Source organism: Pseudomonas abyssi, from assembly GCF_002307495.1.
Classification (GTDB): domain Bacteria; phylum Pseudomonadota; class Gammaproteobacteria; order Pseudomonadales; family Pseudomonadaceae; genus Halopseudomonas; species Halopseudomonas abyssi.
Genome location: NZ_NTMR01000009.1, coordinates 75,416 through 101,771, shown reverse-complemented (window position 1 = coordinate 101,771; position 26,356 = coordinate 75,416). Strand labels below are relative to the sequence as shown.

The 26,356-nt window shown below is 53.2% G+C and carries 21 protein-coding genes; 4 read left to right on the top strand and 17 right to left on the bottom strand.

The features are described 5' to 3' along the window. Positions 1-44 precede the first annotated feature (44 nt). Positions 45-347, bottom strand: a complete 303-nt coding sequence (locus CNQ84_RS06890; RefSeq protein ID WP_096004170.1) for a hypothetical protein — start codon at positions 345-347, stop codon at positions 45-47. Between the two features lie 542 nt (positions 348-889). Here CNQ84_RS06890 and rfaH point away from each other — a divergent pair. The 4 genes from rfaH to pgi all read left to right on the top strand — a co-directional run bounded on the left by rfaH (position 890) and on the right by pgi (position 5,422). Further along, the gene (gene rfaH / locus CNQ84_RS06885) at positions 890-1,459 is read left to right on the top strand and encodes a transcription/translation regulatory transformer protein RfaH (RefSeq protein WP_096004169.1); all 570 of its coding nucleotides are present in this window, start codon (positions 890-892) and stop codon (positions 1,457-1,459) included. A gap of 86 nt (positions 1,460-1,545) precedes the next feature. Further along, on the top strand, positions 1,546-2,439 hold the full coding sequence (galU, locus tag CNQ84_RS06880; protein WP_096004168.1) for a UTP--glucose-1-phosphate uridylyltransferase GalU: 894 nt from the start codon (positions 1,546-1,548) through the stop codon (positions 2,437-2,439). A gap of 13 nt (positions 2,440-2,452) precedes the next feature. Beyond that, positions 2,453-3,739, top strand: coding sequence for a nucleotide sugar dehydrogenase (locus CNQ84_RS06875; protein ID WP_096004167.1), 1,287 nt, complete (start codon positions 2,453-2,455; stop codon positions 3,737-3,739). 18 nt (positions 3,740-3,757) lie between these two features. Next, complete coding sequence (gene pgi, locus CNQ84_RS06870) at positions 3,758-5,422, top strand: glucose-6-phosphate isomerase (RefSeq protein ID WP_096004166.1); 1,665 nt, start codon at positions 3,758-3,760, stop codon at positions 5,420-5,422. Positions 5,423-5,706: 284 nt separating this feature from the next. On the opposite strand, the gene galE is transcribed toward pgi, so the two are convergent. The 16 genes from galE to glmS (CNQ84_RS06790) all read right to left on the bottom strand — a co-directional run bounded on the left by galE (position 5,707) and on the right by glmS (CNQ84_RS06790) (position 26,211). Then, positions 5,707-6,732, bottom strand: coding sequence for a UDP-glucose 4-epimerase GalE (galE, locus tag CNQ84_RS06865; RefSeq protein WP_096004165.1), 1,026 nt, complete (start codon positions 6,730-6,732; stop codon positions 5,707-5,709). A 1-nt stretch (position 6,733) separates the two neighbouring features. After that, on the bottom strand, positions 6,734-8,149 hold the full coding sequence (locus tag CNQ84_RS06860) for an undecaprenyl-phosphate glucose phosphotransferase (protein ID WP_096004164.1): 1,416 nt from the start codon (positions 8,147-8,149) through the stop codon (positions 6,734-6,736). A 213-nt stretch (positions 8,150-8,362) separates the two neighbouring features. Beyond that, entirely contained in the window at positions 8,363-9,763 is a 1,401-nt protein-coding gene (locus tag CNQ84_RS06855; RefSeq protein WP_096004163.1) for a phosphohexomutase domain-containing protein, read from the bottom strand. A 15-nt stretch (positions 9,764-9,778) separates the two neighbouring features. Continuing rightward, positions 9,779-10,468: a WecB/TagA/CpsF family glycosyltransferase gene (locus tag CNQ84_RS06850; protein WP_281254812.1), complete on the bottom strand. Its 690-nt coding sequence runs from the start codon at positions 10,466-10,468 to the stop codon at positions 9,779-9,781. A gap of 138 nt (positions 10,469-10,606) precedes the next feature. Next, on the bottom strand, positions 10,607-11,803 hold the full coding sequence (locus CNQ84_RS06845; protein WP_133065876.1) for a lipopolysaccharide biosynthesis protein: 1,197 nt from the start codon (positions 11,801-11,803) through the stop codon (positions 10,607-10,609). After that, the gene (locus CNQ84_RS06840; RefSeq protein ID WP_096004160.1) at positions 11,800-12,306 is read right to left on the bottom strand and encodes an acyltransferase; all 507 of its coding nucleotides are present in this window, start codon (positions 12,304-12,306) and stop codon (positions 11,800-11,802) included. The genes CNQ84_RS06845 and CNQ84_RS06840 overlap by 4 nt, the downstream gene beginning before the upstream one ends. Next, entirely contained in the window at positions 12,296-13,429 is a 1,134-nt protein-coding gene (locus CNQ84_RS06835) for an O-antigen ligase family protein (protein ID WP_096004159.1), read from the bottom strand. Before CNQ84_RS06835 ends, CNQ84_RS06840 begins: the two co-directional genes overlap by 11 nt. A gap of 3 nt (positions 13,430-13,432) precedes the next feature. Beyond that, on the bottom strand, positions 13,433-14,281 hold the full coding sequence (locus tag CNQ84_RS06830) for a glycosyltransferase family A protein (protein ID WP_096004158.1): 849 nt from the start codon (positions 14,279-14,281) through the stop codon (positions 13,433-13,435). A 2-nt stretch (positions 14,282-14,283) separates the two neighbouring features. Then, entirely contained in the window at positions 14,284-15,357 is a 1,074-nt protein-coding gene (locus CNQ84_RS06825; protein WP_096004157.1) for an NAD-dependent epimerase/dehydratase family protein, read from the bottom strand. 71 nt (positions 15,358-15,428) lie between these two features. Further along, positions 15,429-16,706 (bottom strand): Vi polysaccharide biosynthesis UDP-N-acetylglucosamine C-6 dehydrogenase TviB, encoded by a 1,278-nt coding sequence (tviB, locus tag CNQ84_RS06820; RefSeq protein ID WP_096004156.1) that lies wholly within the window; start codon positions 16,704-16,706, stop codon positions 15,429-15,431. A gap of 49 nt (positions 16,707-16,755) precedes the next feature. After that, entirely contained in the window at positions 16,756-18,033 is a 1,278-nt protein-coding gene (gene wecC, locus CNQ84_RS06815; RefSeq protein ID WP_096004155.1) for a UDP-N-acetyl-D-mannosamine dehydrogenase, read from the bottom strand. After that, the gene (gene wecB / locus CNQ84_RS06810) at positions 18,030-19,178 is read right to left on the bottom strand and encodes a non-hydrolyzing UDP-N-acetylglucosamine 2-epimerase (protein WP_096004154.1); all 1,149 of its coding nucleotides are present in this window, start codon (positions 19,176-19,178) and stop codon (positions 18,030-18,032) included. The genes wecC and wecB overlap by 4 nt, the downstream gene beginning before the upstream one ends. Positions 19,179-19,223: 45 nt before the next feature. After that, entirely contained in the window at positions 19,224-21,050 is a 1,827-nt protein-coding gene (glmS, locus tag CNQ84_RS06805; RefSeq protein ID WP_096004153.1) for a glutamine--fructose-6-phosphate transaminase (isomerizing), read from the bottom strand. Positions 21,051-21,087: 37 nt separating this feature from the next. Then, positions 21,088-23,313, bottom strand: coding sequence for a polysaccharide biosynthesis tyrosine autokinase (locus CNQ84_RS06800; protein ID WP_096004152.1), 2,226 nt, complete (start codon positions 23,311-23,313; stop codon positions 21,088-21,090). 42 nt (positions 23,314-23,355) lie between these two features. Then, a complete protein-coding gene (locus tag CNQ84_RS06795) occupies positions 23,356-23,790 on the bottom strand; it encodes a low molecular weight protein-tyrosine-phosphatase (protein WP_096004151.1) in 435 nt (144 codons plus the stop codon). A 594-nt stretch (positions 23,791-24,384) separates the two neighbouring features. Further along, on the bottom strand, positions 24,385-26,211 hold the full coding sequence (glmS, locus tag CNQ84_RS06790) for a glutamine--fructose-6-phosphate transaminase (isomerizing) (RefSeq protein ID WP_096004150.1): 1,827 nt from the start codon (positions 26,209-26,211) through the stop codon (positions 24,385-24,387). Positions 26,212-26,356: the final 145 nt, after the last annotated feature.

Here is a 26,356-nt window from a genome sequence, read left to right as displayed (position 1 = left end):
GCATGCTGGTGGGTGGCTTTGTATCCATTATAAAGCGCCCCGGATCAGGGGGTAGTGCCGGTAGTGCCGGTAGTGCCGGTAGTGCCGCTGGAGCCATCACCGTCATCGTTAGCTGCAGCAACTGCGCCGCCAACAACTGCGCCGCCGATGACTACACCGCTCATGGCGCCGAGACCGCCGGCAGCTCCACCAGCCGCGCCGCCTGCGCCAGCTCCGCCGCCAGTGGTTGCGCCACTGGTTCCGCCGGTGCCGCCGCCAGTGCCAGCGTCGCTGCCGCTTTGTGCCATGGCCGCGCCGGAGGCGAGCAACAGGCCGCTGGCAATCAGTGCAAGTACTTGTTTATTCATAACTCGTCTCCTTGTTACGTGGGAAATACGACTTGGATTATACGCAGTTAAAGGTGAATGAAAACCCCCAAATCAGAGCCTTGTTTATACTGTGTGGTGGCGCCATGATGGCCTTTGGGTTGAGCCTGGCGGATGCGCGCTTCTGGATAGTGGTTGGCCCCGTTCTCGCGCGTCTGCGTTCGATAATAGTGCGCTAGTACCTTTTGAGCTTAGTTGTGTGAATTTGCTCACAAAGCTGTCATCAGGCTGGCGTAGATCACGGGGCTGGGCGGTCAGTTGTGGGTGGAGCCTGCCGCGTTGCAGGCCAAAGCGGGCGTGAGGGGTGTCTTTTCGCGCCAAATCTTTTGAGCGGTGGCGCGTCATGACCATGTGTCGCCCCGGGCAAGTCAAGTCTTGTCCGGGAGGAGGGCAGGCAATTATCATTGCGCCGCAATTGCACGCCCCAGATGTTTTGGGGTGTGAGGTGATTCTATATGCGCAAGGTGAGAGCCAACTTACCAAGTTCAATTGAGAGCGGGCCGGCAGGCTGCTCGGGTGACAGGATGTCTGGACAATACGCAAACGCCTCAGGTTGGTACCTGATTCAATGCAAACCCCGTCAGGATGAGCGGGCAGAACAAAATCTGCGCAATCAGTCCTTCAATTGCTATCGTCCGCTGCGCCGCGCTCAGCAGGTCAAGCGCGGCCGCCAGGCCGAGGTGAGTGAGTCCCTGTTCCCCGGTTATCTATTCGTGCGGCTGGATCGGCTGCAAGACAACTGGTACTCCATCCGCTCCACCCGCGGCGTTGCGCGCCTGGTGACCTTTGGTAACGAACCGGCGGTAGTTCCTGCCGACCTGATCAATCGCCTGCATGCGCACGAATGTGAAGCCCCCGTTGCTTGTCAGTTTGCCTGTGGTGATGCGGTGCGCATTACTGAAGGCCCCTTCAGTGAGCTTGAAGCCATTTTTTTGCGCAATGATGGTGAAGAGCGCGCCATTTTGCTGCTTACCCTGCTGCATCGAGAGCAGCGGCTGAAAATGCCGCTGCGCAGTATCAAGTCTGCGGGTGAGCGGTCTGCTCAGGCCAATGCATTCGCCGGTCAGTCGTTGGCTGGCGCGAAATATGCGTGATATTTCAGGCCTCTACTTTCAGTTGTAGTGGCCTGATGTTTATTTTTTCTCTGACTTTTAATGTCGTCGACAAAGGATAGTTATCTGTGACTGTCAAAACAGCCGTTCTACCCGTTGCCGGTCTCGGTACCCGCTTTCTCCCAGCCAGCAAGGCCATTCCCAAGGAAATGATCACGGTTGTCGATAAGCCTGTTATCCAGTACGTGGTAGATGAAGCCGTACGCGCGGGCATTAAACAGATTGTGCTGGTCAACCATTCGGCCAAGCGCGCGATTGAAGACCACTTTGATGTGCACTACGAGCTGGAAAATGAGCTGGAGCGCCGCGGTAAGGACGAGTTGCTCAAGGTCATGCGCTCCATTCTGCCGCCGGACGTTCGCGTGATCAGCGTGCGCCAGGGTAAAGCCCTAGGTCTGGGCCATGCCGTGATGTGTGCCCGTGAAGTGGTCGGCGATGCTCCTTTTGCCGTCATGCTGCCCGACGTGCTGGTTGATGCCGAGTTGCAACCGGCCGGCTCGGAGCCGGACCTGGCTGCCATGGTGCAGCGCTATCAGGCCAGCCAGCGGGCGCAGATCATGGTGGAGCAGGTGCCCATGGACAAGGTATCGCAATACGGAGTGGTTGCCCTTGAGGGCGACGCACCTGCGGCCGGTACCAGCCAGGTGATGACGGGCGTTGTAGAAAAGCCGGCGCAGGCCGATGCACCCTCTGATTTGGCGGTGGTTGGGCGCTACATCCTGCCCGCGCGTATCTTTGAACTGCTGGCTGATACGGCGCCCGGCGCCGGTAACGAGATCCAGCTGACTGATGCTATCGCCACGCTGATGAAGGAAGAGTCGGTAGAAGCCTACCGCATGCAAGGCGTGACCTACGACTGCGGCAGCAAAATTGGTTACCTGCAGGCGACGCTGGCCTACGCCAAGCGCCACCCGCAGGTAGGTGCCGAGTTTGCCGAGTTGCTGCGTCAATATAACGACTAACGCGGAGCCCATCGTGCACATCGATCTCTACGGCGACACCCTTTCAGCGTTGGTCACTGCCGGCAGTCTGGCGTCCACTGGACACAATGTGGTGCTGCGCATGCCCCAGGGGCGCGTGCGCCAGCAAATTATCGCCAACAAGGCTGCTTACAGCGAACCCGGCCTGCGTCGGCTGATTAGCAGCGGCCACACCAGCGGCCGGCTGGTGTACGGTGACTTTGACGGTTTGCCCGGCGCTGACAGTCGAGCGGTCTTTCTGGCGTTGGACACCGACGAGTCGGCGCTGGCCGAGAAGATAGTCACGCGGCTGTCGCAGGTGCGCGAGCGCAGCTGGCTGGTGGTCAACCAAAGTCCGTTTGCGGTCGGTTTTACCGAGCACCTGGAGAAGCTGCTGCGTACCGATGGCGGCGAAAGCCGTCGCTCGGTAGTGGCCCTGCCAGACTTTCTGCAGGAAGGTACCGCGCTGGATGGCATGCACAAGCCGCCGCAGATCATCTTGGGCTGCAATGATGGTTATGCCGAGCTGCTGGTAAAGGAAATATTCCGCCCCTTTAACCGTGACCGCGACCACTTCCTGGTTATGAGCCCACGTGAGGCAGAATTCACCAAGTTGGCAATCACCGGCATGCTGGTGACCCGTATCAGCTTTATGAACGATATGGCCAACCTGGCCGACTCGCTGGGCATTGATATCGAAAGCGTTCGTCAGGGCGTTGCGGCGGACCCGCGTATTGGGCCAGCCTACCTGTATCCTGGGGTTGGCTTTGGTGGCCCGGGGTTCTCAAGCAACGTGATTAACCTGGTTGATACTCTGGACGCGTCTGGTGTGGGTTCTTCCTTGCTCAATCAGGTGATTGAGATCAACGAGCGTCAGAAAGAGTATCTGTTCCGCCGACTTTGGCAGCACTATCACACGGACCTCAAGGGCCGCACCATTGCCATCTGGGGCGCGGCCTTCAAGCCTGAAACCGGGCGCATCGACAACGCACCCATCATTCGCATTCTTGAGGCCCTCTGGGCGCAAGGCGCCAAGGTGCGCGTGCATGACCCGGAAGCCTTGCCTGCACTGCTGGAGCGCTACGGACATCACTCGGGGTTGCACTATGCCAGTCACCCCTACGCCGCAGCTGACGGCACGGATGCGCTGATGGTGCTCACTGAATGGAAAATGTATTGGAATCCTGACCTGGACCGGCTGCGCAAGGGTATGAAACAACCGGTAATCCTTGATGGCCGCAACATGTATGACCCGGCCTACGTGCGTGAGCATGGTTTTACCTATTACGGAGTTGGGCGTTGAGCCCAGAGGGATGCCGACATGAATGCCTTCAAATCCATACCCGATACGGGTACGCAAGCTGAGCAGCAGGCCTGGGCTGACCTGAATATCCAGGCAGAGCGCCTGCGCCCTCTGCACCTGGCTGAGCTGTTTCGCGCGGATGAACAGCGCTTTGCCGGATTTAACGTGACCGCCGGCCCTCTGCTGCTGGATTACAGCAAGCAGCGTGTGGACTCGCTGGCACTGGAGAAGTTGTTTGCCCTGTCTGACAGTGCTGACCTGCGCGGCTGGATCGAGCGCTTGTTCAATGCCGAAACGGTCAACAACACCGAGCATCGCGCGGCCATGCACTGGGCGCTGCGCGTGCCTGCCGACACAGAGCTGAAGGAGCCGGTAGAGGGCGTCTATTCCGATGTGCAGTCGCAGTTGGATCGCATGGCTGCGATGGTCGATAAGATCCACAGTGGCCAATGGCGCGGCATGACCGGTGAAGTCATCACCGATGTAGTCAATATCGGTGTGGGTGGCTCGGATCTTGGCCCCTTGATGGTCAGCCGCGCGCTTAACGATTTTGCAATCAAGAGCAGCAAGTCGCTCGGCATTCACTTTGCATCATCAATGGACGGCAGTCAGATGGCGCAGCTGCTGCAGCAGTTGCGGCCGCAAAATACGCTGTTCATTGTCTCGTCCAAGTCCTTCACGACTGTCGATACGCTTTACAACGCCAATACGGCGTTGGCCTGGCTGGAGCGCTCGCTGGGTAAATGCGCAGGGCTGATGCACTGCCACTTTATCGGCGTATCGTCCAAGCCCGAGAAGATGAGCGAGTGGGGTATTCATCGGGAAAACCAGCTGCAGATCTGGGACTGGGTGGGCGGTCGTTATTCACTGTGGTCCTGTATTGGACTGCCGATTGCGCTGCGTATCGGCATGGAGGGGTTCCGCCAGCTGCTGGCGGGTGCGCACCTGATGGATGAGCATTTTCGCTCTGCGCCCTGGGCGAGCAATCTGCCCGTGCTGATGGCGCTTATTGGCGTGTGGAATACCAACTGCCTGGGCATCAACGCCCATGCCATCTTGCCCTATGATGGTCGACTGGAGAAACTGCCGGCCTATCTGGAACAGCTGGAGATGGAGTCTAACGGCAAGTCAGTCAACCGTGACGGCGAGCTGGTGCAGCTGCACACCTGCCCGGTATTGTGGGGAGAGGTTGGGCCCAATGCGCAGCATGCGTTCTATCAGCTGTTGCACCAGGGCACTGAAGTTGTGACCTGCGACTTCATTGCGCCGGCGCTGCGTTACCACGAGGCGCGCCATACGGTCGATGCAGAAGAGCTGGTCAGTCAGCATGAGCTGGCATTGGCCAACTGTTTGGCGCAGTCGCGCCTGCTCGCATTGGGAGAAGCCGCGCTGGCAGAAGAGGGTGAGCTGCCGCACTACAAGCGCTACCGCGGTAACCAACCCAGCTCGACATTGCTGTTGAAGGAACTCAGCCCCTTCAGCTTGGGCGCCATGATTGCAGCGTACGAGAACAAGGTGTTTGCCCAGGCGGTGATCTGGGGCATCAACCCCTTTGACCAGTGGGGAGTGGAGATGGGCAAGAAAATTGCCACCGAAACCCTTGGGGTGATTCGTGGTGAAGAAGCCGCCGCAGCGCTCGACAGTTCCACCCGTGGGCTGATCGACTTTATCAAAGCCCAGTAAACCTACGAGCAGGGTGGACAAAGCCTGAGGCGTGTCCACCAAGGGGCTGCAGACAAGCGCTGGGAGGATAGCGAGTTTGATGGCGGACACGCTGCGCTCACTCCGCCCTACGACCGCGCTGGTCGCGTAGCACGCAGTCGCCCGTAGGGTGGAGAAGCCAACGGCTTGTCCACCAGCCCGTGCCCCATTTACGGAAAGGCCGAGTTCCAACTCGGCCACGGACGTGCACCGAGCCCCCACTGGTCAGGCACGAGTTCAACCTGCCCAGTGACCTGGCACCTTCCTCAGCTACGATACCCTTCCGGGTTTTGCGACTGCCAGCGCCAGCCATCGGCGCACATGGCTTCAATACCCAGTGTCGCCTTCCAGCCCAGTTCCTGCTCTGCCAACGTCGGATCTGCATAGCAACTGGCGACATCGCCGGGGCGGCGGGCGACCAGCTCGTACGCTAACGTCTTGCCACAGGCTTGTTCAAAAGCCTTGAGCATTTCCAATACCGAATAGCCGCGCCCGGTGCCGAGATTGAATGCCTTGATACCCAAGCCTTGCTGCAGCCAGGCCAGCGCCCTCACATGACCATCCGCCAGATCCATGACATGGATATAGTCGCGCACCCCGGTGCCATCCACCGTGGGGTAATCACTACCAAACACGCTTAACCTTTCCCTGCGACCAACGGCAACCTGCGCAATATAAGGCATCAGGTTGTTCGGGATATCGCTAGGGTCTTCACCGATTAGCCCGCTGGGGTGAGCGCCGACCGGGTTGAAGTAACGTAGCAAAGCCACGTTCCAGCGCGGATCGGAGGTGTATAGATCACCCAGAATCTCTTCAATGATCAGCTTGGAGCGGCCATAGGGGTTGGTCGCACTGGTGGGAAAGTCCTCGCGAATCGGCAGTGTCGCCGGGTCGCCGTAGACCGTGGCCGACGAGCTGAACACCAGATTGAAAACACCCGCGCGCTGCATCGCCTGGCACAGGGTAACGGTGCCGCTGACGTTGTTGTGGTAGTAGCGCAGCGGCTGCGCTACAGACTCGCCGACCGCTTTTAACCCGGCAAAGTGAATAACGGCATCAATAGCGTGCTGCTCAAAAAGCCTATCCAGCAGCGCGGCATCATTGATATCGCCTTCAATGCCGGGCACTTCAATACCCGTGATCGCTTGTACTCTGTGCAATGCTTCCGGTGAGCTATTGCTAAAGTTGTCCAGTACCAATAGCTGGTAGCCGGCAGACAGTAGTTGAATGCAGGTGTGGGTTCCGATATAGCCTGCGCCGCCGGTGACGAGAACGCGAGCTGTGGATTGCATATCAGTAGGCATTCTTGTTGATAAACCCTTTAAAGACCGTCAGAAATACAATCTTCAGATCTAGAAACAGCGACCAGTTGCGTATGTAGTCCAGGTCATACTCGATGCGCTTCTCCATCTTGTCGACGGTGTCAGTTTCACCACGCCAACCGTTGATTTGCGCCCAACCGGTAATGCCAGGTTTGACCTTGTGGCGGAGCATGTAGCCGCTGATGATCTTGCGGTACTCCTCATTGTGGGCAATGGCGTGGGGGCGGGGGCCGACGATGGACATTTCACCACGCAGGACGTTGATGAACTGCGGCAGCTCGTCTAGAGAGGTGCGGCGCAAAAAAGCACCAAAGGGGGTGATACGGTTATCGCCACGGGTCGCTTGGGTGACCTTGGCGCCGTTTTCCATCACTTTCATGCTGCGGAACTTCCAGACCTCGATGGACTTGCCGTCAATGCCGTAGCGCTTCTGGCGGAAGAGCGCAGGCCCGGGAGAGGTTATGCGAACGCAGAAGGCGATCATCAGCATGGGTATGGATATGAGCCCGAGGATCAGCGTGGCAAGAATGATGTCTTCGATGCGTTTGACGATGCGGTTGGCGCCGTCCATTGGGGTGTCGAAGATACTGATGCTCGGCAGCCCGTTGATGGACTCACTGCGCGCATGCAGAAGGTCAAACACGAAGACGTCAGGAATCAGGTAAACCGAAGCGGTACTATCGCTCAGTTCATCGAGCAGCCACTTGATTTTGAGTTCCGCGCGCATAGGTAGGGTGATATAGATTTTGTCAATTATGCCTGCTTTGGCGTCGTTGATCAGCTGGCGCATATCACCGTTTACAGGTATTGCCACGCTAGTATCGGCAAGAGGAATCGGGTCGCTGGTCTTATCGTCATAAAACCCCATCAGGTTCAGACCCATCCAGGGGGTACTAACGATGTTATTCGCAAGTCTCTGGCCCAGCTCACCGGCACCGGCAATGGCAACGGAGCGAGTGTTGTAACCGTGGCTACGCAGGCGGCGCATGACCTGCCGTAGCAGCACACGGTAGCCCCACAGGCTAATTAGCCCCAAGGCAAACCAAGCCACCTTTTCCACGTCTGGCAAGCGGGTGTTCTGAAAAAAGAAGTAGTCAGTCACGAAGGCTGCGGCAAAGGCCGCTGCCCAGTTGCCACCCACCTGGCGTAGCTCGCGTAGCGAGTGTTCACCCCGCCAGGAGCCGTAGAGGTGGCTGAAATCGTTGATCAGATAAAAGAGAAAGAGCGTGATCAGCAAGCTGATCCAGTGATCTCGGTGCAGTGTGGTCTCTTGAAACCAGAGCACGACAAAAAGTGCCCCGGCAATGACGACCAGGTCCAACCAGCGGTGCATGACCGCGAGCATCGGTTCATTGGAGCGGATGATTCCGTTCTGGGTAGGCTGCATGATCTATTCCTGCGAATGCACAATGTTCAGAAACACTGTCGGCTGCGATCTGATTAAGAGTCTTGCAGGGTGAAGTGGTTTCACCCCCCTTTTTTTGCCCAACGCGTTGACAGGGCAGAGCGCTATGACGAGCCTGTGACTCAGGTCGCATAGTATCGCAGAGATCGGCCGCTGAGTGGCGCCGATCTCTAGTATTGGACCGGTGTTGGTCGCTCAGGACAACGCGTTGATAGCGTCCAACAGTTGCTTGGTTTGCTGCTCCATCAGCGCTTGGTCGCCGCGGCTTTCAACGTTGAGGCGAATAACCGGCTCGGTGTTGGATGCGCGCAAGTTGAAGCGCCAGTTAGCAAACTCGATGCTAACGCCGTCAGTGTGATCAACACTCAAAGCGTCACCGGCATACTGGGACTCGATGGCCTTGAGCACGCCTGGGGCATCTTTCACCTTCAGGTTGATCTCGCCAGAGGACGGGAAGCGCGCAATACGCTCGTCGACCAAGGCTGACAGGGGCAGGCCTTTGCGGCACATCAACTCGGCAATCAGCAACCAGGGGATCATGCCGCTATCGCAGTAGGCGAAGTCACGGAAGTAGTGATGCGCACTCATCTCACCGCCGTAAATGGCATCCTCATTGCGCATGCGCTCTTTGATAAAGGCATGACCGGCCTTGGTTTGTACCGCAACGCCACCGTTGCTCTCTACCTGCTCAACCGTGTTCCAGACCAGGCGCGGGTCGTGAATGATGCGAGCGCCGTTTTCTTTCTGCAGAAACGCCTCGGCAAGCAGGCCGACGATGTAGTAGCCCTCAATAAACCGGCCTTGTTCGTCGAACAGGAAGCAGCGGTCAAAGTCGCCGTCCCAGGCGATGCCTGCGTCCGCACCGTGCTCCAGCACAGCGTCACGTGTGGTGGCGCGGTTCTCGACCAGGATGGGGTTGGGGATACCATTGGGGAAGGTGCCGTCTGGCTCATGGCAGATCTTGATAAAGGTAACGGGCAGGCCGGCGGCACTGAAAGCAGCCTCAATGGCGTCAACCGCAGGCCCCGCTGCGCCGTTTCCGGCGTTGACGACCAGCTTGAGCGGGCGGTCAAAAGCGGTGGTATCGATATAGCCCATCAAGTGCTTGACGAAGTCCGCACGGGTATCCACCAGCTCATAGTTACCGCGGTCTGCTTCTGCCACCGCTGGGTCTTTACCGTCCACTAATTGATAGCTGCTGGCTTCGGCGATCTCGCGGATAGCGGCAAGGCCGGTATCCGCCGAAATGGGCCGGGCCCCTTCGCGCACCAGCTTGAAGCCGTTGTAGTCGATGGGGTTATGGGATGCGGTCACTTCGATGCCGCCATCGACGCCTAGGTGGAACGTGGCGAAGTAAACTTCTTCCGTCCCGGTCAGGCCAAGATCCAGAACGTTTACCCCTTCATCACGCAAGCCGTTGGCGAGCGCAGCTTTAAGAGTAGGGGAGGTGGCGCGGACATCGCCACCCAAGACGATACGCTGGGGCTTGAGGAACTGTGCGAACGCGCGGGCAATACGATAGGCGATATCTTCATCGAGCTCTGTGCCGAGTTGGCCGCGGATGTCGTAGGCTTTGAAACAGGAAATTGTGGGCATGAGAGTTCAGCTTAATTAACGGATGGAAAGCTTTTCTTTAAGCAGTAACCATGCAAACAATAGATTAGTTTTTAAATACCGCTTCCACATTCGTCTTGGTTCTTGAATTACCCGGTATAACCACTCCAGACCACTGTCTTGCATCCATTTGGGGGCACGGGAAACCTTGCCAGCGACTACATCGAATGTGCCACCTACACCCATAACAAAATTAACGCCCAGTTGATCGCGCCAACGATTTATAAAGTTCTCTTTTTTGGGCGAGGTGATGGCGACGAAAAGAAGCTTCGCACCTGAGGCTTTTATGTCGCTAACAACGGACTCCTCATCATCCCAGAAGTAACCGTTGTGGCTACCGGCAACGTTTAAGCTGGGGTATAGCTCTTTGACCTTGCGCTCGGTTTTTACTAATACTTCTTGCTCGGCACCTAAGAGGTATATTGCATGTCCACGTTGCGCGCTCATCTTTAGCAAAGCGTGGAAAAGGTCGATACCTGCTACGCGTTCTGGAATATTGTGTCCTAAAAAGCGTGCCCCAACAACTACACCCATGCCGTCGATGTTTATTATGTCGCACTGTTCTATGGATTCTTTGAGTAAAGAATCGGTACGCATATTTACAAGCTTCGCGACATTCACCACCACGTGCTGAGTAAATACACCATTGTCGATTGCTGATGTGATTGCTGTGACTGTATCTGTCATCGTTATCGGGTGCATAGGGCAGTCTAAAAAAGTTATGCGTCGCATTGTTTTCCTAAATAAAGTATTTGAAGGTTTGATGTTGAGCTTAGATGGCGAGGTGCTGGTAGAATTGATAGATGTATTTGTGGGCGTCGGTAACTATGGTGCGGCTTTACCTGGGAGACGTTTGGAGTATAAGTACCAGGACGCGACGCATGAGAGAAGTAATATTATTGTTTTGCTTAGAACGATGGCCTGTGGCTGGGTTTCAACTTTGATGAGAATCTGCCCTAATATTAAAAATAGAATGAAGGAAAGTGCGATAATCAGTGTTGGTGTTTTGGGTCGCATTGTGATTAGGTAGGGTATTGAGAGAAAAACGAGAAGGTAATAGCAGCACTGTGATACCGTTACCAATATAGCGAGGTGAGGTATTTCGTAAAGCGATGGTTTTATGAATTCAATAAGGTAGGGAGCTCCGAAGTAAGATGCTGCGCAACATGTTAACGCGAAACCTGGGAACAGCTTTAGATATTTTTTGAAACTAGCTTCCCAGGCACCACCGCTCTTGTATTGCGTAGATATTCTAGGAAAAACCACCATTAGAAATGCCCCCATTATCACGGAGCTAATCTGATTTCCTATGTTGGAGGCGATAATATAGCTTTCAGATACAGTGGCATCTGAAAACCAAAGTCGATCTACGTACATCAAACCTGAGCCAAAGAAGTCATTTATTGCTAAAAAAAAGCCGAAGCCAAGAATTTTTCTTATTTCTAGAGCTGAAGTTTTTTCTTGGAAAAGGCTGTATCCGTCTTTTATTATGATTGAAAAAGCTATAGTGCAGGCTAGCGATGTGCCAATCGCTAGGCCTATAAATATTGCGTCAGTAGATATAAAGAAATAGGCAGCTGTTGCACCTAGCGTCCACTTTACGAGAGTGAACAAGGTTTCTGTGGTAAGAAAGGCGAAGGTTCTACCGGACGATCTAAGTATCCCTCCCAAGACGTAGGTGAGACCCGTAGTTATTACAAACACAGCTACGAGTGAGCTGATTCGTTGGTCGATATAGCTATATGCAAATATCACGACGGTTGACGCCGCTGCCGTCAAGAAGGCGACGGCGAAGTACTTAGTCGTTGACTTTTCCCTTGGGTCGAACAGTCGAATGACAGTGTTTTTTTGCCACTGGAACGCCGTTGCTATGGACCAGGTCGCGACGGTCATGCTGATCAAGTAACCGTTGAATTCGTCTGCTGGTAAAGTTCTGGCAAATATTATTAAAGATAAAAATGTGGCTACGGGGATTGTGGCGCGATTAATGAGAGAAAGAAATAGCTCTGTTTTTCTTTTCACTGCTCTAATCTCGACTTGACTTGTCTTGCTGGAATGCCAGCTACGATTGAGTATTTAGGTATATCTTTTGTAACTACACTGCCAGCTGCGACCACACTTCCTTTCCCAATTGTTACGCCAGGTAAAATAGTTACTCTGGCGCCAACCCAAACGTCTTCTTCGATTGTGACAGGTGAAACGCTATATCCTTGATCTCGTATAGGGGAGTCCAAAGAAGAAAAAATATGATTCCTAGTAAGGATGATAACTTCTCTTGCTATGAGAGTGTTTTGTCCGACGGTTATGTTTGCATAACCGTAAAGAGCGCATCGCTCACCAATATATACGTTTTCTCCGAGGCGTATGTTGCTGGGAGAGATCGCTTTTGTACCTCTCAGAATTCTAACGTTATTACCCATGGCGCCTAAGGATGCTTTCCAAAACTGTTTTGAAATAGGCCAAATTACTCGTTGCGTTGAAAGGTTGGCTGAAAGAAATCCAAAAAAAATGCGCTTAATATTCATTGTCTGGTGTAGAGGCTCTGTGCAGTAAGTGAAAAGTGATTATGGTTGTTGAGATGTAAGCCGCGTTCACTAGGATGTTTCCAAAAAACATCGGTATCAACAAAGACAGGAAAAAGGCTAGCTTATGCTTGGTTAGTTTTCTTCCTGCTAAGTATGAAATGTAGGCTAGCGTTACTATTCCAATCAACCCGTTTTCCGCTAGAGTCTTTATAATGTCGTTGTGTGGGTCGGTGTACATGAAGTCGAAAGCATAACTTCCGTAGGACATGGAGCCATATCCTAAACCGATCAAAAGTGAATGCCAGCTTTCGATGGATATGGATTTTAATATTGCACCCCAGTAGACCAATCGCCAGCTTAGCGATCCGGAGCCGCCAAAATTTTGATCGTCAATCTTTGTGTTTAACTCCCCTGGTGAAAAAGAGGTTATTTGAGCATATAACTTATCATAGGTGCCTGTTATATACGCGAGTGAAGCTAGTGCTATCGCACAAAGTAACCCGTAAAGCAGGGCTTTAGAGTTTTTTGAGAAGTACACAATTGTTATCGCAGATACTGTTAACGCTGCGCCGCTACTTTTTGATAAGGCTAGAGATATTGAAACAATTGAAATTCCAAGCAGCTTATATCTTTGATTCTTTTCTAAAGCTAAATAATAGAAAAAGATAGGTACTAAGAAGTAAGCAAAATGATTTGGATGCTCAAATATGAATTTATATCTTGTGGTTCCGCTTATCGGCTCGTATAGCGTTAAATAGTTTTGAAGCGCCAGGCCTAAAGCTAGTGGGATCAATAGCAGTCGGAGTGTGGACCTTAGTGTGTTCGGGTTTGTTTTTGCTACTGTGACGGCAAACGCCAGATATATCATATATCGAGCTGATCCGCGGAAGGATAAATATAAGTCTGAAATTGATTGATTAGCCAGCACTGAAAGAAATAAGGTGACGATGATTATCGTCGCGATAATTATGGCTGAGCTTGGTATGGCTGTTCCTTGGCTTTTATTTGTGGTTTTTGTTTTGTGTGCTAAAAACAATATCCCCATATATGTTGGCATTGCGACATATAGCGCAGCCGGAACAAGTGCAATGCCTAAAATGACGACAGCAAGGATGATATGCATATATTAATTCGGTTTAAAAAGCGTTTTTGCCTTGTTCCATGTGTAGTTCTTGTAATACTTTAAAATCCCAGGGTCGGCACACCTTTTTTTTCTCGATATTAAGCTTTCAAAGTACCCAATCATATACTGTAGCGCGTTGCTCGGAGACCGAGGTGTTATTGCAATGGTCCTCAAAATAGCATATACAGGTGTTACGCCGCGAAAGTAGCTTGCGTAGCCGTAGTATCTATGGTTTACCCTTGCGCCGACTTCTCTTGAGATGACCTTGGCGCTTTTACATACATTTGAATTCCAGCCTGCAATTGATGCTTTGGCTGAGCTTAGCGCGTCGGCGGAAGGGCCAATGATATATCCGCTTTCATTGAAGCAATCCATTTTCCATAACCGGCAACCTCCTCGGACCCAATTCATCGACGCCGAATCTGGTTTTCCTGCGTCATCGTATATAATTCCGCTAGTTATCCCTGTGTCGGGATGTTTATCCAAAAAGCGTGTAAGCTTTTCGTAATATGCTTCCTCCGGGAAGCAGTCAGAGTCTAGTATTCCGATATGGCTGAGTTCAGAGTAATCAGCTTCTAACTTTGCTTTTTCGAAGCCGCGGCTTACTACTTGGGAATACTTGCTTCCGAGAGCATAAGTGTTGTCGTCGAAGGCTTCGTTTAATATGACTATTTTCCTTATTTTTGAGGTTTTGGCTCTGGATAATAGTTTTTCCACGCTTCCATCTGTGCTGCCGTTTTCAACTATGATCCATAGGTAGAGGGGTTGTGTTTGATGCTCTATTGCCGAAAATAGTCGATCAATATTATTGATTTCGTCCCTCAAGGGGGTAATTATTGCAATGTTTTTCATTTCTATTTTTTTCTATTCAAGCTCTTAATGTACCAAGGCATAGCGAGTTCTATGCCGCTGGTAATGTCATTTTCCGGCATGTAACCTAATAGGGTTTTGGCTTTGCTAATATCTGCTTGGGAGTGTCGTACATCGCCAGGTCGAAAATCTTTATATATGGGTGGGGGGCTATAATGCACCCCGTTTCCCTTCAAAGTGGCTTGTATGATGGAAAATAGTTGGTTAAGTGATGTGCGTCCACCGTAGGCTACGTTGTAGACATTATTAAAAGATTCTTCTAGCGTATTGGTTGCTGCAAGCAGATTTGCTTGCACTGCATTTGCAATAAAGCAGAAATCTCTACTTGTATCCCCGTCCCCGTTGATCTCGATTTTTCCTCCCCTGATCATTTCTGCAGTCCACTTTGGGATTACGGCTGCATAAGCACCGTCGGGGTCTTGACGTTTTCCAAATACATTGAAATATCGCAGCCCAATTGAGTTGAAATTATAGGTTTTGAAAAAAACATCTGCATAAAGCTCGTTGACATACTTAGTCACGGCATACGGCGATAAAGGCGAACCGATAATGTCTTCTTTTTTGGGGAGTGCCTCATGACTCCCATATGTTGAGCTGCTCGCCGCATAGGTGAAGCTCTTCACCTCCGCATCTCTTGCGGCGATTAGAATATTTAGAAATCCGCTGATATTTACATCGTTGGTGGTGGTAGGGTCGTTAATAGATCTCGGAACAGATCCTAATGCTGCCTGGTGAAGTACGTAATCGACGCGTCTTTTTTTACTTGTTGTGTCGTCACCTAGTGATAAATGAGTCATTGCATTGCGACATGCTTCCATGTCTCGTATATCGCCCTCAATGAACTGGAAGTTACTCCATTGTTCAGGGGTTACTAGTGCTTTCACTTCGTCTAGGTTTTTCTGATGTCCTGTAGAGAAATTGTCGAGCCCGACGACGCTTTGGTTCAGTTTTAGTAGTGTTTCTAGAAGGTTCGATCCAATGAAGCCTGCAACTCCAGTTATTAACCAGGTTTTAGGTTGCAGTAGAAGCGACTGTTTTATTTCCGAGTAACGAGTCATTTCTTTGTGATCTCTTTGTTGCTTGTGAAGGTGGCAATCATATGCTTTTATTTACTGCTGATTTGTCGTCTTTAAAGGCGAAGGTCTGAGTGCTCGGCGCTAAATAGGTGCTTTAGGTCGTAAATGATGTGTGAGGTTTTACCAAAAGACCTAATCTTGTCTACGCCTAATTTTCGAAACTCGTCGTGCGCTACGGCGATTATTATTGCGTCGTACGAGTCTGCCTCTGGACTTTTAGTCAGGGTGATGTCGTATTCGCTTTTGGCTTCGAGTTCATCTACCCATGGGTCATGAATGTCTACGTCAATATTGTACTCACTAAGCTCATTTAATATGTCCACTACTCTAGTGTTTCTCAGGTCGGGACAGTTTTCTTTGAAAGCTAGTCCCATGATTAGCACTCGCGCCCCGTTAACATGTATGCGCCGTTTTAACATCGCTTTGGTTAATTGCGAGACGATATAGCTTCCCATGCCGTCGTTCAGTCTTCGTCCTGCGAGGATGATTTCGGGATGGTATCCGATCTTCTGAGCTTTGTGAGTGAGATAATAAGGGTCGACACCGATACAGTGCCCACCCACTAACCCAGGCTTGAATGGCAAGAAGTTCCACTTTGTGGAAGCAGCTTCTAAGACAGCTTGTGTGTCGATGCCTAGTTTGTTGAAGATAATGGCGAGCTCATTTATTAACGCAATGTTGAGGTCTCGTTGAGTGTTTTCTATAACTTTTGCGGCTTCTGCGACACGTATGCTCTGCGCTTTGTGCGTGCCTGCTACAATGATTTCGGCATAAAGCCTGTCGACGATGTCTGCAACTTTTTCTGTCGAGCCTGAGGTGACCTTTTTTATGTCTTTTACCCTGTGTTCTTTGTCGCCTGGGTTTATTCGCTCAGGACTATAACCTGCGAAGAAGTCGGTGTTGTATTTTAGGTTTGAAATTTTTTCTAATATTGGGACGCAATGCTCTTCGGTCGCGCCCGGGTATACCGTTGATTCATATATTACGATGTCGCCCTTTTTAAGTATTTTACCGATGCTCTTGGTTACGCTGGTTAATGGCGATAGATCTGGCTGCTTGTGCTCATCAATGGGAGTCGGCACCGTGATGATAAAAACGTTGCATTCTTTAATATCTTCAATGCAGGAGGTGTAGTTTAAATATTTTGCCTCTTGAAGTTCGTTGCGACTTACTTCTAACGTAGAGTCGTGCCCTTTTGTCAATGCTTCTATTCGGGCTGTGTTTATGTCAAACCCCGTCACGTCGCGTTTCTTTCCGAATTCAACTGCGAGCGGCAGCCCTACATAGCCTAAGCCAAGGACTGCGAGCTTTAGTGTGTCTGTATTGTTCATCTGTTACCTGGTTTCTTTGTAAGGTTAGATCGGTAAGATTGAGGCAGGGTTAGGCTTGGTTTTCTATTATTCCAGTTGCATCGACTATAAAATTTGTTTTGAAGTTAAGAGCGCCAGGGATTTTAAACTCTTTGTGGTTTACCAGTATGACAGTCACATCTGCCGTTGAGCAGGCTTCCGCAGTGCTAGTTAGACTTATGTTGCTAGGTATCGGCGGTTTTTTGGTTTTTATGTTAGGGTCGACGGCGATTGTGCGTCCTTTGTTCCGCTCCGCAATTTTTGTGGCTATCTGCAGTGCAGGGCTTTCACGTAGATCATCAATATCTGCTTTAAAAGTTAAACCAAGACAAGCGACGGTAACCTGGCTTGGTGTCTTTTCAGGAAACAATTTTAGGTGTTCATTTATTGCAGACTCCACTTTCTTAACTACCCATTCAGGCTTGGAGTCATTGACTTCTCGTGCGGTACGGATTAGTCGCGATTCCTTCGGCGTTTTGCTAACTATGAACCAAGGATCCACCGCAATACAATGTCCTCCAACACCTGGGCCTGGTTGTAAGATATTAACTCGCGGATGACGATTCGCTAGACCTATCAACTCCCAAACGTTTATGTCTAGCTTGTCGCAAATAATAGACAGTTCATTGGCAAAGGCAATGTTCACATCTCGAAAGCTGTTTTCCGTCAACTTGCACATTTCAGCCGTACGGGCGTTGGTTATGACGCACTCGCCTTGCACAAATATTTTATAAAGCGCCGCTGCTAGTTGCGAGCATTTGGGGGTCATTCCACCGATCACGCGATCATTGTTGACTAATTCGCGAAGCACATGGCCAGGCAGAACGCGTTCGGGGCAGTGGGCAATGCGGATGTCTGACTCTTCGCCATGAGTATGTGGGAAGGTCAAATCTGAACGTGCCTCGGCCAGCCATGTGGCCATTTTTTCGGTTGCGCCTACTGGACTTGTCGACTCCAGAATGACTAAATTTCCCTTTTGCAGTACTGGAGCGATAGCCTTTGCGGCTGACTCTATATAACTTAGGTCGGGGTCATGGTTGTCCCCCTTGAAGGGAGTGGGTACCGCTATCAAGAATGCGTCGGCTGGTTCTGGAGTTAGTGTGGCGCGCAGATAGCCCTCCGTCACGGCGGAGTGCACGACCATGTCCAGATCCGGCTCGACAATGTGTATTTGTCCCTTATTTATGGTCTCTACCGCGTGAGGGTTCACGTCAACCCCAATAACCTTCACCTTACGAGAGGCAAAGGCAGCTGCCGTCGGTAGGCCGATGTAGCCGAGACCGATCATAGATATAGTGTTGAAGTTCATGCGTCTTCCTTTCGAGCTACATTCCAGTTAATAAGAATTCGGCGGATGCGGTCACAGGCTTTGCCGTCGCCATAGGGGTTGTGCGCCATGGCCATTTTGCTGTAAGCCTCCGGGTTTTCTAGGAGCAAGCTGAGCTGCTGGCAAATTTGCTCGCTATCCGTGCCCACGAGTCGAACTGTTCCTGCTGCGACCGCTTCTGGTCGCTCAGTGGTGTCACGCATCACCAACACTGGTTTGCCGAGTGATGGTGCCTCTTCCTGAATGCCGCCCGAGTCGGTGAGAATGATGTGGGCTCGGTTCATCAGATATACGAAGGGTAAGTAATCTTGAGGTTCGATTAATTTGATATTTGGCTGGCCGCTCAGTAGGCGGTTGACTGGCTCTCGTACGTTCGGGTTCAGATGCACGGGGTAGACAATTTGCACATCGGGATGCTTCGCAGCCGTGTTTACTAGGGCTTTGCAAATACGCTCAAAACCTCCACCAAAACTTTCCCGTCGATGGCCGGTCACTAGTACCAGTTTTTTGCTGGCGTCTAGGAAGTTGAATTGCTGGTCGAACTGATTATTTAGCTCCGGCTGTTTTAGTTTCTCAACCACCTGCAGCAGCGCGTCGATCACCGTATTGCCTGTTATATGGATCCGGTCTGCCGGGACTGCTTCACGGAGTAGGTTTTGCTGGGAGCCTTCGGTCGGAGCGAAATGCAGTGCAGTCAATACGCCGGTAAGCGAACGGTTCGCTTCTTCCGGCCAAGGAGAGTAGAGGTTACCGGTGCGCAGACCTGCTTCCACATGGGCTACCGGAATTTGTTGATAGTATGCAGCCAAGGCCGTGGCAAATGTGGTTGCAGTGTCCCCATGGACCAATACGATGTCGGGCCTGCAGGTGGCCAATACGCCTCTCATGCCTTGCAGAATGGCAGACGTGACATCGGTCAGGTCTTGTCCTGGTTTCATGATATTGAGATCGAAGTCGGGCTTTAGGTCGAATAGCCCTAATACTTGATCTAGCATCTCGCGGTGCTGACCTGTGACGCACACCTTGGCATCAACTTGTGGGTCTTTTGCAAGTTGCAGTGCGAGTGGCGCCATTTTGATAGCTTCGGGACGCGTACCGAATACGCAAAGGGTTTTCAATTGAGTCATGTCTTTTGATAGCCGGGAGTGAGTTGGTGCGTTGCTGGTGCCTAACTACTCAACAGTTACTGATTTCGCTAGATTGCGGGGCTTGTCGACGTCTGTGCCCTTGACTAGGGCGACATAGTAGCTGAGCAGTTGCAGCGGGAGAGTGTAAAGAATAGGGGCTATGCAGCTATTTACCCAGGGCATGTGGATGTGAGTGATGCCATCTTGATCTTGCATGTCTGCTGTCTCGCAGGCGAAGTTAATTAACTGGCCACCGCGAGCCCGCACCTCTTCCAGGTTGGACTTAAGTTTCTCCAATAGTTGGCAGTTGGGCGCGACAGATACAACCGGCATGCTTTCATCAACTAGTGCCAGCGGGCCATGTTTTAGTTCGCCAGCAGCATAAGCTTCAGCATGTATATAGCTGATTTCTTTTAACTTGAGTGCGCCTTCCATGGCGATGGGATACAGGGGGCCGCGGCCCAGAAAAAGCGTGTGTTGTTTGTTCGCAAAGCGCTCAGCCAAACGCTGAATCTCAGCATCCTGTTGGAGCGCTTGCTCGACTTGGGTTGGTAAGCCACGCAAGGCGCGGACAATCTCGCCGGTGATTTCTGGCGGCGCTCCGTGGGTCTGGGCGAGTGCCGCGCTTAGCCAGAGTAAGACGGCAAGCTGAGTGGTAAAAGCCTTGGTTGACGCCACGCCAATTTCCGGGCCGGCTTTGGTCAGTAGTCGCCAATCTGCCTCGCGGGCTAATGAGCTGCCGGGCACGTTGCAAATGGCCAGGGTGGCCAGGTAGCCCTCATGCCTAGCGTGGCGCAATGCGGCTAGTGTATCCGCTGTCTCGCCTGACTGAGAGATACAGACCAGTAATGTATTGGCGGGCACAGCGACGCGACGGTAACGAAACTCGCTGGCAATCTCAACATTACAGGCGAGCCCGGCAATGTCTTCAATCCAGTAGCGAGCGACCAGGCCAGCATGGTAGCTAGTACCGCAGGCGACAATATGAATATTTTGTACTTCGTGTAGCCGCTTTTCTGCTTCAGGTCCAAGAATGGCGGTCAACACGCGATCTTCTGTAAACAAACCTGTTAAGGTGTCGCGCAGCGCCGCGGGTTGTTCGTGTATTTCCTTCAGCATGTAATGTCGGTATTCGCCCTTCTCCATGCTGAGTTCAGCATGTTCGTAGCGTTGACTACTTACTTGTTTGGGGTTGTTGCTTGCGTCCCATTGCTTAATACCGCGCGGGCTAATAACAGCGTGATCGCCTTCCTCCAGATAGACAAAGGTGTCAGTCACCTGCAGCAAGGCGAGTGGGTCGGAGGCGATAAAGTGTTCTTCACTGCCAACCCCAATCACCAAAGGGCTGCCTTGGCGGGCGCAGTAGAGCATCTCTGGTTGGTCTTCGTGAATCACCCCGATGGCGTAGGCACCGCGTAATTGGTTGAGCGTATTGCGCAATGCGACGAGCAAGTCTTCGCTTTTACGATAGTGACTGGCAAGCAAGTGAGCGATTACCTCGGTATCTGTGTCCGAGTTGAACTCATATCCTTGCTCTTGTAGCTTCTTGCGCAAGCCCGAATGGTTTTCAATGATGCCGTTGTGCACCACCGCGAGCCTGTCGGAGCGATGGGGGTGTGCGTTGTGCTGGAGCGGTTTGCCATGCGTGGCCCAGCGAGTGTGTGCGATACCCGTTTGAGCTGTATCGGGTGCTGCGGCAATACAGGCTTCCAGCTCTTTGACCTTTCCAGTGGCTTTCCAGCTGTGAATTGTTTCACCCTTGATAATGCCAATGCCCGCAGAGTCGTATCCGCGGTATTCAAGCCTTTTTAGCCCCTCAAGAAGAATAGGGACAACGTTTCTATTACTAGTGGCGCCGACGATTCCGCACATGATTTAGGACAGTCCTTTGCCTGGTTGGGCTTGAGTGTTACTTGTCTGATTTGTATTCATAGTTGTAGTAGCCATAGTTTCCATATCCATACGAGGAGGCTTTCTTCTCTACCGCATTGAAGATTGCCCCTTTGAGCTGAATATCGTTTTGCTCAAACCGTCGCATCGCGACTTCGATTTCTTTTGCGGCATTTACGGCAAAGCGGGTAACGATGAGGCTCATGCCCACGTGGCGACCGACGATTGCAGCGTCTGTTACGGCAAGGATAGGGGGGGTATCTACAATAACGATGTCGTACTCGTCTTTGACGTTGTCCAGGAAGCTGGTGAAGTTTGCGTGCATCAATAGCTCCGATGGGTTAGGAGGTATTTGACCGCGCGGTACAACCTGTAGGCCTTCGACTTCGGTTTGGTAGATAGCGTCCTTGCTGGTGATTCTTGTCGCGAGCAATTCTGATAATCCATTTTCGGCGGGGAGCTTGAACAGCTTGTTCAGGTAGCCTTTGCGCATGTCGGCATCAATCAAGAGTACCCGTTGGCCTGCTTGGGCCATGATGGCGCCGAGGTTGGCAGAGACGAATGATTTACCGACACCCGGGCTGGGGCCGGAAATCATCAGAATGTTGTTTTTTGCCTCGAGGCGTGCGAAGTGCAGGCTGGTGCGCAGGCTGCGAAGGGCTTCGATTGCCAAGTCGGCCGGGTTGGTAACCGCCAGCAGGCCGGAGGTAGTGGCACTAGCAGGGCGGCGGCTTTTTACACCACCGTCGACTACTTCCTGATCTCGACTGAAAGGGATGGTTGCGTAGACCGGCAGGCCGAGTTGCTCTATGACATCTGGGTCTTCGACCCCACGGTTAAGGGCTTTGCGCAGCAGCACTAGAGCTACGCCGATAAAGCCGCCTAGCAGTGTTGCGATGATCGCGATCAGGGCTTTCTTGGGTTTGACGGGTTCTTCAACATTAACGTCTGCGGTGTCTATAACGCGGACATTACCCACGGTGCCTGCGCGCAACACGTCCAGCTCCTGAGTGCTATTGAGCATGGTGGTATACACCTCGGTAGTGACGGCTACGTCACGAGTCAGGCGCAGTAATTCTTGTTGGGTGGCTGGTAGTGACTCTACCTTGCTGGTTAGCTCTGCCTTTTGGCGCTTGAGCTGCTCCATTTGGTCAAGCAGCGCTTGATACGACGGGTGCTGACGGGTGAACCGGCGTTCCATTTCCGCGCGTTTGAGGTTTTGCTCGGAGATCAGGGTGTCCAGTTCGACAATCTGGTCCAAAATGGCTTGGGTTTCGATCGTGATGTCAACGGAGTTGGTGCTGGTTTGATACTCATTGAGCGCTTGCTCATAGCGTTCCAGCTCTTTGCGCACTTGAGGCAGTTGCTCCCGGAGAAACTCAAGACTTTGCGCGGCTTCTGCAGAGTTGCGTTCTACGTTTTGGCGCACATATAGCCGGCTGACTTCATCCAGGATGCTGATGGCATATTGCGGATTGTCGTGCTGCATGCTCAGACTGATGATGCCCGAATCCTTGCCCCGTTCTGCTGCACCTAACTGTTGCTGGTAGTCAATGATGGTATTCAGCTTGCGCTGCTTGATGACGTCAAAGCGGGTTTCCGGCCGCGCGTTCAGCGTTTTTACCTGCATGGTAAAGCCGCTGCTGCTGACCTGTTCTCCCACAGCGCCCTGAAGGAGGAGCTCTCCGTCATCGTTGTAAAGGGTGTAGGTGTTGTTTGCGCCCGCTACGAGTTCTAAAGGCTTACTCAGATAACTACTTGGTACGTCAAGCTGGAAAATGTCGACGTTTTCACCGCCCCATGCAAAGCTGTCAAAACCAAGTAGTGGTGAGGCTATTTCACCTTTGGTGTCCGGCTCATAGCGGCGGGCCATCCAGCGGCCAATGATGGGGAAGTAGTGAGGCTCGACAATGATATCCAGCTTCAGGTTGTCTACTGCTTGCCCAATAACCGCGCGAGATTTCAGCAGTTCTATTTCCGTTACAGCCTCAGGAGTACTGCCGAGCATATCCGACAGCTCGCCCAGACCAGAGAGTGTGTTGCCCGATTTCTCTTCAATTTGGATCAGCGCGTTGGCCTGATAAATAGGCGTAGCCAACAGCGCATAAGCAACACCGATAACTGCAAAGCAGACGGTAAAGCCGGCGATGATCCATTTGCCATCTATTAATGCGCCGAGTAGGGCAAGAAGATCGATTTCGTCGCTGTCGTGCTGTTGTGCCGTAGGCGGGGTGTTGTTCTGCATGTAATCCCTTCGGAAATCAGGAGTGGAATTCTGGTGTGCTTGTTATAGGTGTTTGGCCCAGCTGGCTACGCCTTGCTGGACCACTTGATAAACGTGCTCAAACGCGGGACGTTGCTGGCGGTAGGGGTCAGGGATCTTCTGATCGCCTTGCCATTTGCCAAGCAGGAAGGTTTTGCCGCGTGCCTCTGGGGCTATCTTGAGTATGTCCTGCACATGGCGTGGTTCCATGGTGAGGATGAGGTCGTACTGATGTGCCATCTCGCGGGTGAGCTGCCGTGCCTTGTGATCAGGGTGGTCACCACCGTGTTCGCGCAGCACCTCCAAGGCGGTGCTGTCCATGGGCTTGTCGACCAGGGCGCCGACGCCGGCTGAGGCGACGCGGATGTTTTTACCGGCCAGCTGATCTCGAAGCATGGCTTCGGCCATGGGGCTGCGGCAGATGTTGCCCACGCAGACGATGAGGATGGAATTGAACATGTTGCTGCTGTCTCTGCCTTGAGTTGCGGCCTTCTGTGCTGTGGGTAGCTCGGAGGGCAGTTTGACTGTATCCATGGCCCCGGTGGGGGTCAAGCTTGCTGTGGCGCTAAAGTGATACAGGCCCGAGACGCATTGGCTGCACAAAAAACAGGCGTTCAGGCACGCTACCGCCCCAGGATTTACAGTCTTCATCCTGAGGACTTTGCTTGCTTCTGGCCTTGTGTGGTGCGGCGCCAGAAGGGCGGTGATGTATTTTAGGCCGGCTTAGTATGTTTAGGTAAGGTTACTTTTTTGTGACCTTACGGATACTGCAACTCTCGTTAAAACAGCAGGTTGGCGGCGCAGTGCGGCTTGGGCTGCGCGCCGGGTGCTTTGAGAGGGGATGTTCGGATTGGTTCCGAATCTTCTTGAAGTGCGCCAGCGGCGCTGCAATCGGGCTGTCACCGGACTGCCTTATTTAAAAACGGTGCGCAGTTTACCTTGTTGTGCGCCATTTTTGGGCGCGAATTTCGCTCGAATTAAAGTGCTTTCGTCTATCACGCGGGTTGGCTGCCAGTCTGGCCGTTGTCGGTCAGGCTTATGCAAGAAGTGTACCTACTCGACCGTCACCGATTTGGCCAGATTGCGCGGCTTGTCGACGTCAGTCCCTTTGACCAACGCGACGTGGTAACTAAGCAGTTGCAGGGGCAGGGTGTAGAGCACCGGGGAGACGCATTCTTCGACCCACGGCAGGCCGACGGTCTGGACGCTGCTGTCGCCGCTGGGCTCGATGGTTTCGCAGGCGAAGTTGATCAGCTGGCCGCCACGGGCGCGGACTTCTTCCAGGTTGGAGCGCAGTTTTTCCAGCAGGCTGTCGCTGGGCGCGACGCTGACCACAGGCATGTCTTCATCCACCAGTGCCAACGGGCCGTGCTTGAGTTCGCCGGCGGCGTAGGCTTCGGCGTGGATGTAGGAGATTTCCTTGAGCTTGAGTGCGCCTTCCATCGCGATGGGGTAGTGCGGGCCGCGGCCCAGGAACAGCGCGTGGTGTTTGTTGGCAAAGCGTTGGGCCAGTTCGGTAATCGCAGGTTCCAGGCCGAGTACCGCCTCGACCTGTGCTGGCAGGGCGCGCAGTGCGTCGACGTTGCGGGCGACGTACTCGGTGCGGCCACGTGTTTGTGCCAAGGCGGTGGTCAGCCACAGCAGGGCGACCAGCTGGGTGGTGAAGGCTTTAGTGGAGGCGACGCCAATTTCGGGGCCGGCGTGGGTCAACAGGCGCCAGTCTGCTTCACGCACCAGTGAGCTGCCGGCGACGTTGCAGATCGCTAGAGTAGCGAGATAGCCCTGGTCCTTGGCGTAACGCAGGGCAGCCAGGGTGTCGGCGGTCTCGCCAGATTGGGAGATGGTGATCAGCAGGGTGTTGGCGGGCACGACCACGCTGCGATAGCGGTACTCGCTGGCCACTTCTACCTGACACGGCAGGCCGGCTTGCTCTTCGATCCAGTAACGGGCGACCAGGCCAGCGTGGTAGCTGGTGCCACAGGCGACGATATGGATGTTGGCAATATCGGTGAGGCGGGTTTCGGCTTCAGGGCCGAGGATCGCGGTCAGGACGTGATCGTCGCCGAGCGTGCCGGCCAGGGTGTCGCTGATCGCCTGCGGCTGCTCGAAGATCTCCTTGAGCATGAAGTGGCGGTACTCGCCCTTGTCCAGGCTGTGCGCGGCGTGCTCGTAGCGTGCGACCGGACGGTCCGCGCTGTTGTGCTCGCGATCCCAGATTTCGCATTGCTCGCGGTTTACGCGTGCGTAGTCGCCTTCTTCCAGATAGCGGAAGCGGTCAGTCACCTGGAGCAGGGCGAGCGGGTCGGAGGCCAGGTAGTGTTCGCCGCTGCCTTCGCCGATTACCAGCGGGCTGCCCATGCGCGAGCAGTAGAGCGTGTTGGGTTCTGACTCGTGGATAACCGCCAATGCATAGGCGCCGTGGATGTCTGCCAGGGTGGCGCGGAAGGCGTCCAGTACGTTGGCGCTGTCAGCATAGTGGTGCGCCAGCAGGTGGGCGACCACTTCGGTGTCGGTCTCGGAGGTGAACTCAAAGCCGAGATCCTGCAGGCGTTTGCGCAGCGGGGCGTGGTTTTCGATGATGCCGTTGTGTACCACGGCCAGGCCGTTGGAGATATGCGGGTGCGCATTGTGCTTGGCCGGCTTGCCATGGGTAGCCCAGCGGGTATGAGCGATACCCAGGGTGCCGCTGACCGGAGTGGCTTGCAGGGCGCTCTCCAACTCTGCCACCTTGCCGACGGCGCGCACGCGCTGGATACCGTCACCGGGGTTCAGTACTGCCACGCCGGCGGAGTCATAGCCGCGATACTCAAGACGGCGCAAGCCTTCAAGCAGGATGGGGGTGATATCGCGTTGGGCGGTGGCGCCGACGATTCCGCACATGGTGGTGTCCTTGGCTGGCAAACAAAGGCGGGAGTTTATCACTGCTGCCCAGGTCAGGGCAGGGGGCCTGTCTGTTGAGGCTGCAGGCCGCGGCCAGCAACTGCGGATTGGCTGCCAATTGCGTTGGCGGGGGCGCGCTGAATTG

What these genes read in the sequence shown, in the direction of transcription:
- CNQ84_RS06890 (WP_096004170.1), bottom strand. Translation starts at nt 347, where the DNA reads ATGAATAAACAAGTACTTGCACTGATTGCCAGCGGCCTGTTGCTCGCC.
- rfaH (WP_096004169.1), top strand. Translation starts at nt 890, where the DNA reads ATGTCTGGACAATACGCAAACGCCTCAGGTTGGTACCTGATTCAATGC.
- pgi (WP_096004166.1), top strand. Translation starts at nt 3,758, where the DNA reads ATGAATGCCTTCAAATCCATACCCGATACGGGTACGCAAGCTGAGCAG.
- galE (WP_096004165.1), bottom strand. Translation starts at nt 6,732, where the DNA reads ATGCAATCCACAGCTCGCGTTCTCGTCACCGGCGGCGCAGGCTATATC.
- CNQ84_RS06860 (WP_096004164.1), bottom strand. Translation starts at nt 8,149, where the DNA reads ATGCAGCCTACCCAGAACGGAATCATCCGCTCCAATGAACCGATGCTC.
- CNQ84_RS06855 (WP_096004163.1), bottom strand. Translation starts at nt 9,763, where the DNA reads ATGCCCACAATTTCCTGTTTCAAAGCCTACGACATCCGCGGCCAACTC.
- CNQ84_RS06850 (WP_281254812.1), bottom strand. Translation starts at nt 10,468, where the DNA reads ATGACAGATACAGTCACAGCAATCACATCAGCAATCGACAATGGTGTA.
- CNQ84_RS06840 (WP_096004160.1), bottom strand. Translation starts at nt 12,306, where the DNA reads ATGAATATTAAGCGCATTTTTTTTGGATTTCTTTCAGCCAACCTTTCA.
- CNQ84_RS06835 (WP_096004159.1), bottom strand. Translation starts at nt 13,429, where the DNA reads ATGCATATCATCCTTGCTGTCGTCATTTTAGGCATTGCACTTGTTCCG.
- CNQ84_RS06830 (WP_096004158.1), bottom strand. Translation starts at nt 14,281, where the DNA reads ATGAAAAACATTGCAATAATTACCCCCTTGAGGGACGAAATCAATAAT.
- CNQ84_RS06825 (WP_096004157.1), bottom strand. Translation starts at nt 15,357, where the DNA reads ATGACTCGTTACTCGGAAATAAAACAGTCGCTTCTACTGCAACCTAAA.
- tviB (WP_096004156.1), bottom strand. Translation starts at nt 16,706, where the DNA reads ATGAACAATACAGACACACTAAAGCTCGCAGTCCTTGGCTTAGGCTAT.
- wecC (WP_096004155.1), bottom strand. Translation starts at nt 18,033, where the DNA reads ATGAACTTCAACACTATATCTATGATCGGTCTCGGCTACATCGGCCTA.
- wecB (WP_096004154.1), bottom strand. Translation starts at nt 19,178, where the DNA reads ATGACTCAATTGAAAACCCTTTGCGTATTCGGTACGCGTCCCGAAGCT.
- glmS (WP_096004153.1), bottom strand. Translation starts at nt 21,050, where the DNA reads ATGTGCGGAATCGTCGGCGCCACTAGTAATAGAAACGTTGTCCCTATT.
- CNQ84_RS06800 (WP_096004152.1), bottom strand. Translation starts at nt 23,313, where the DNA reads ATGCAGAACAACACCCCGCCTACGGCACAACAGCACGACAGCGACGAA.
- CNQ84_RS06795 (WP_096004151.1), bottom strand. Translation starts at nt 23,790, where the DNA reads ATGTTCAATTCCATCCTCATCGTCTGCGTGGGCAACATCTGCCGCAGC.
- glmS (WP_096004150.1), bottom strand. Translation starts at nt 26,211, where the DNA reads ATGTGCGGAATCGTCGGCGCCACCGCCCAACGCGATATCACCCCCATC.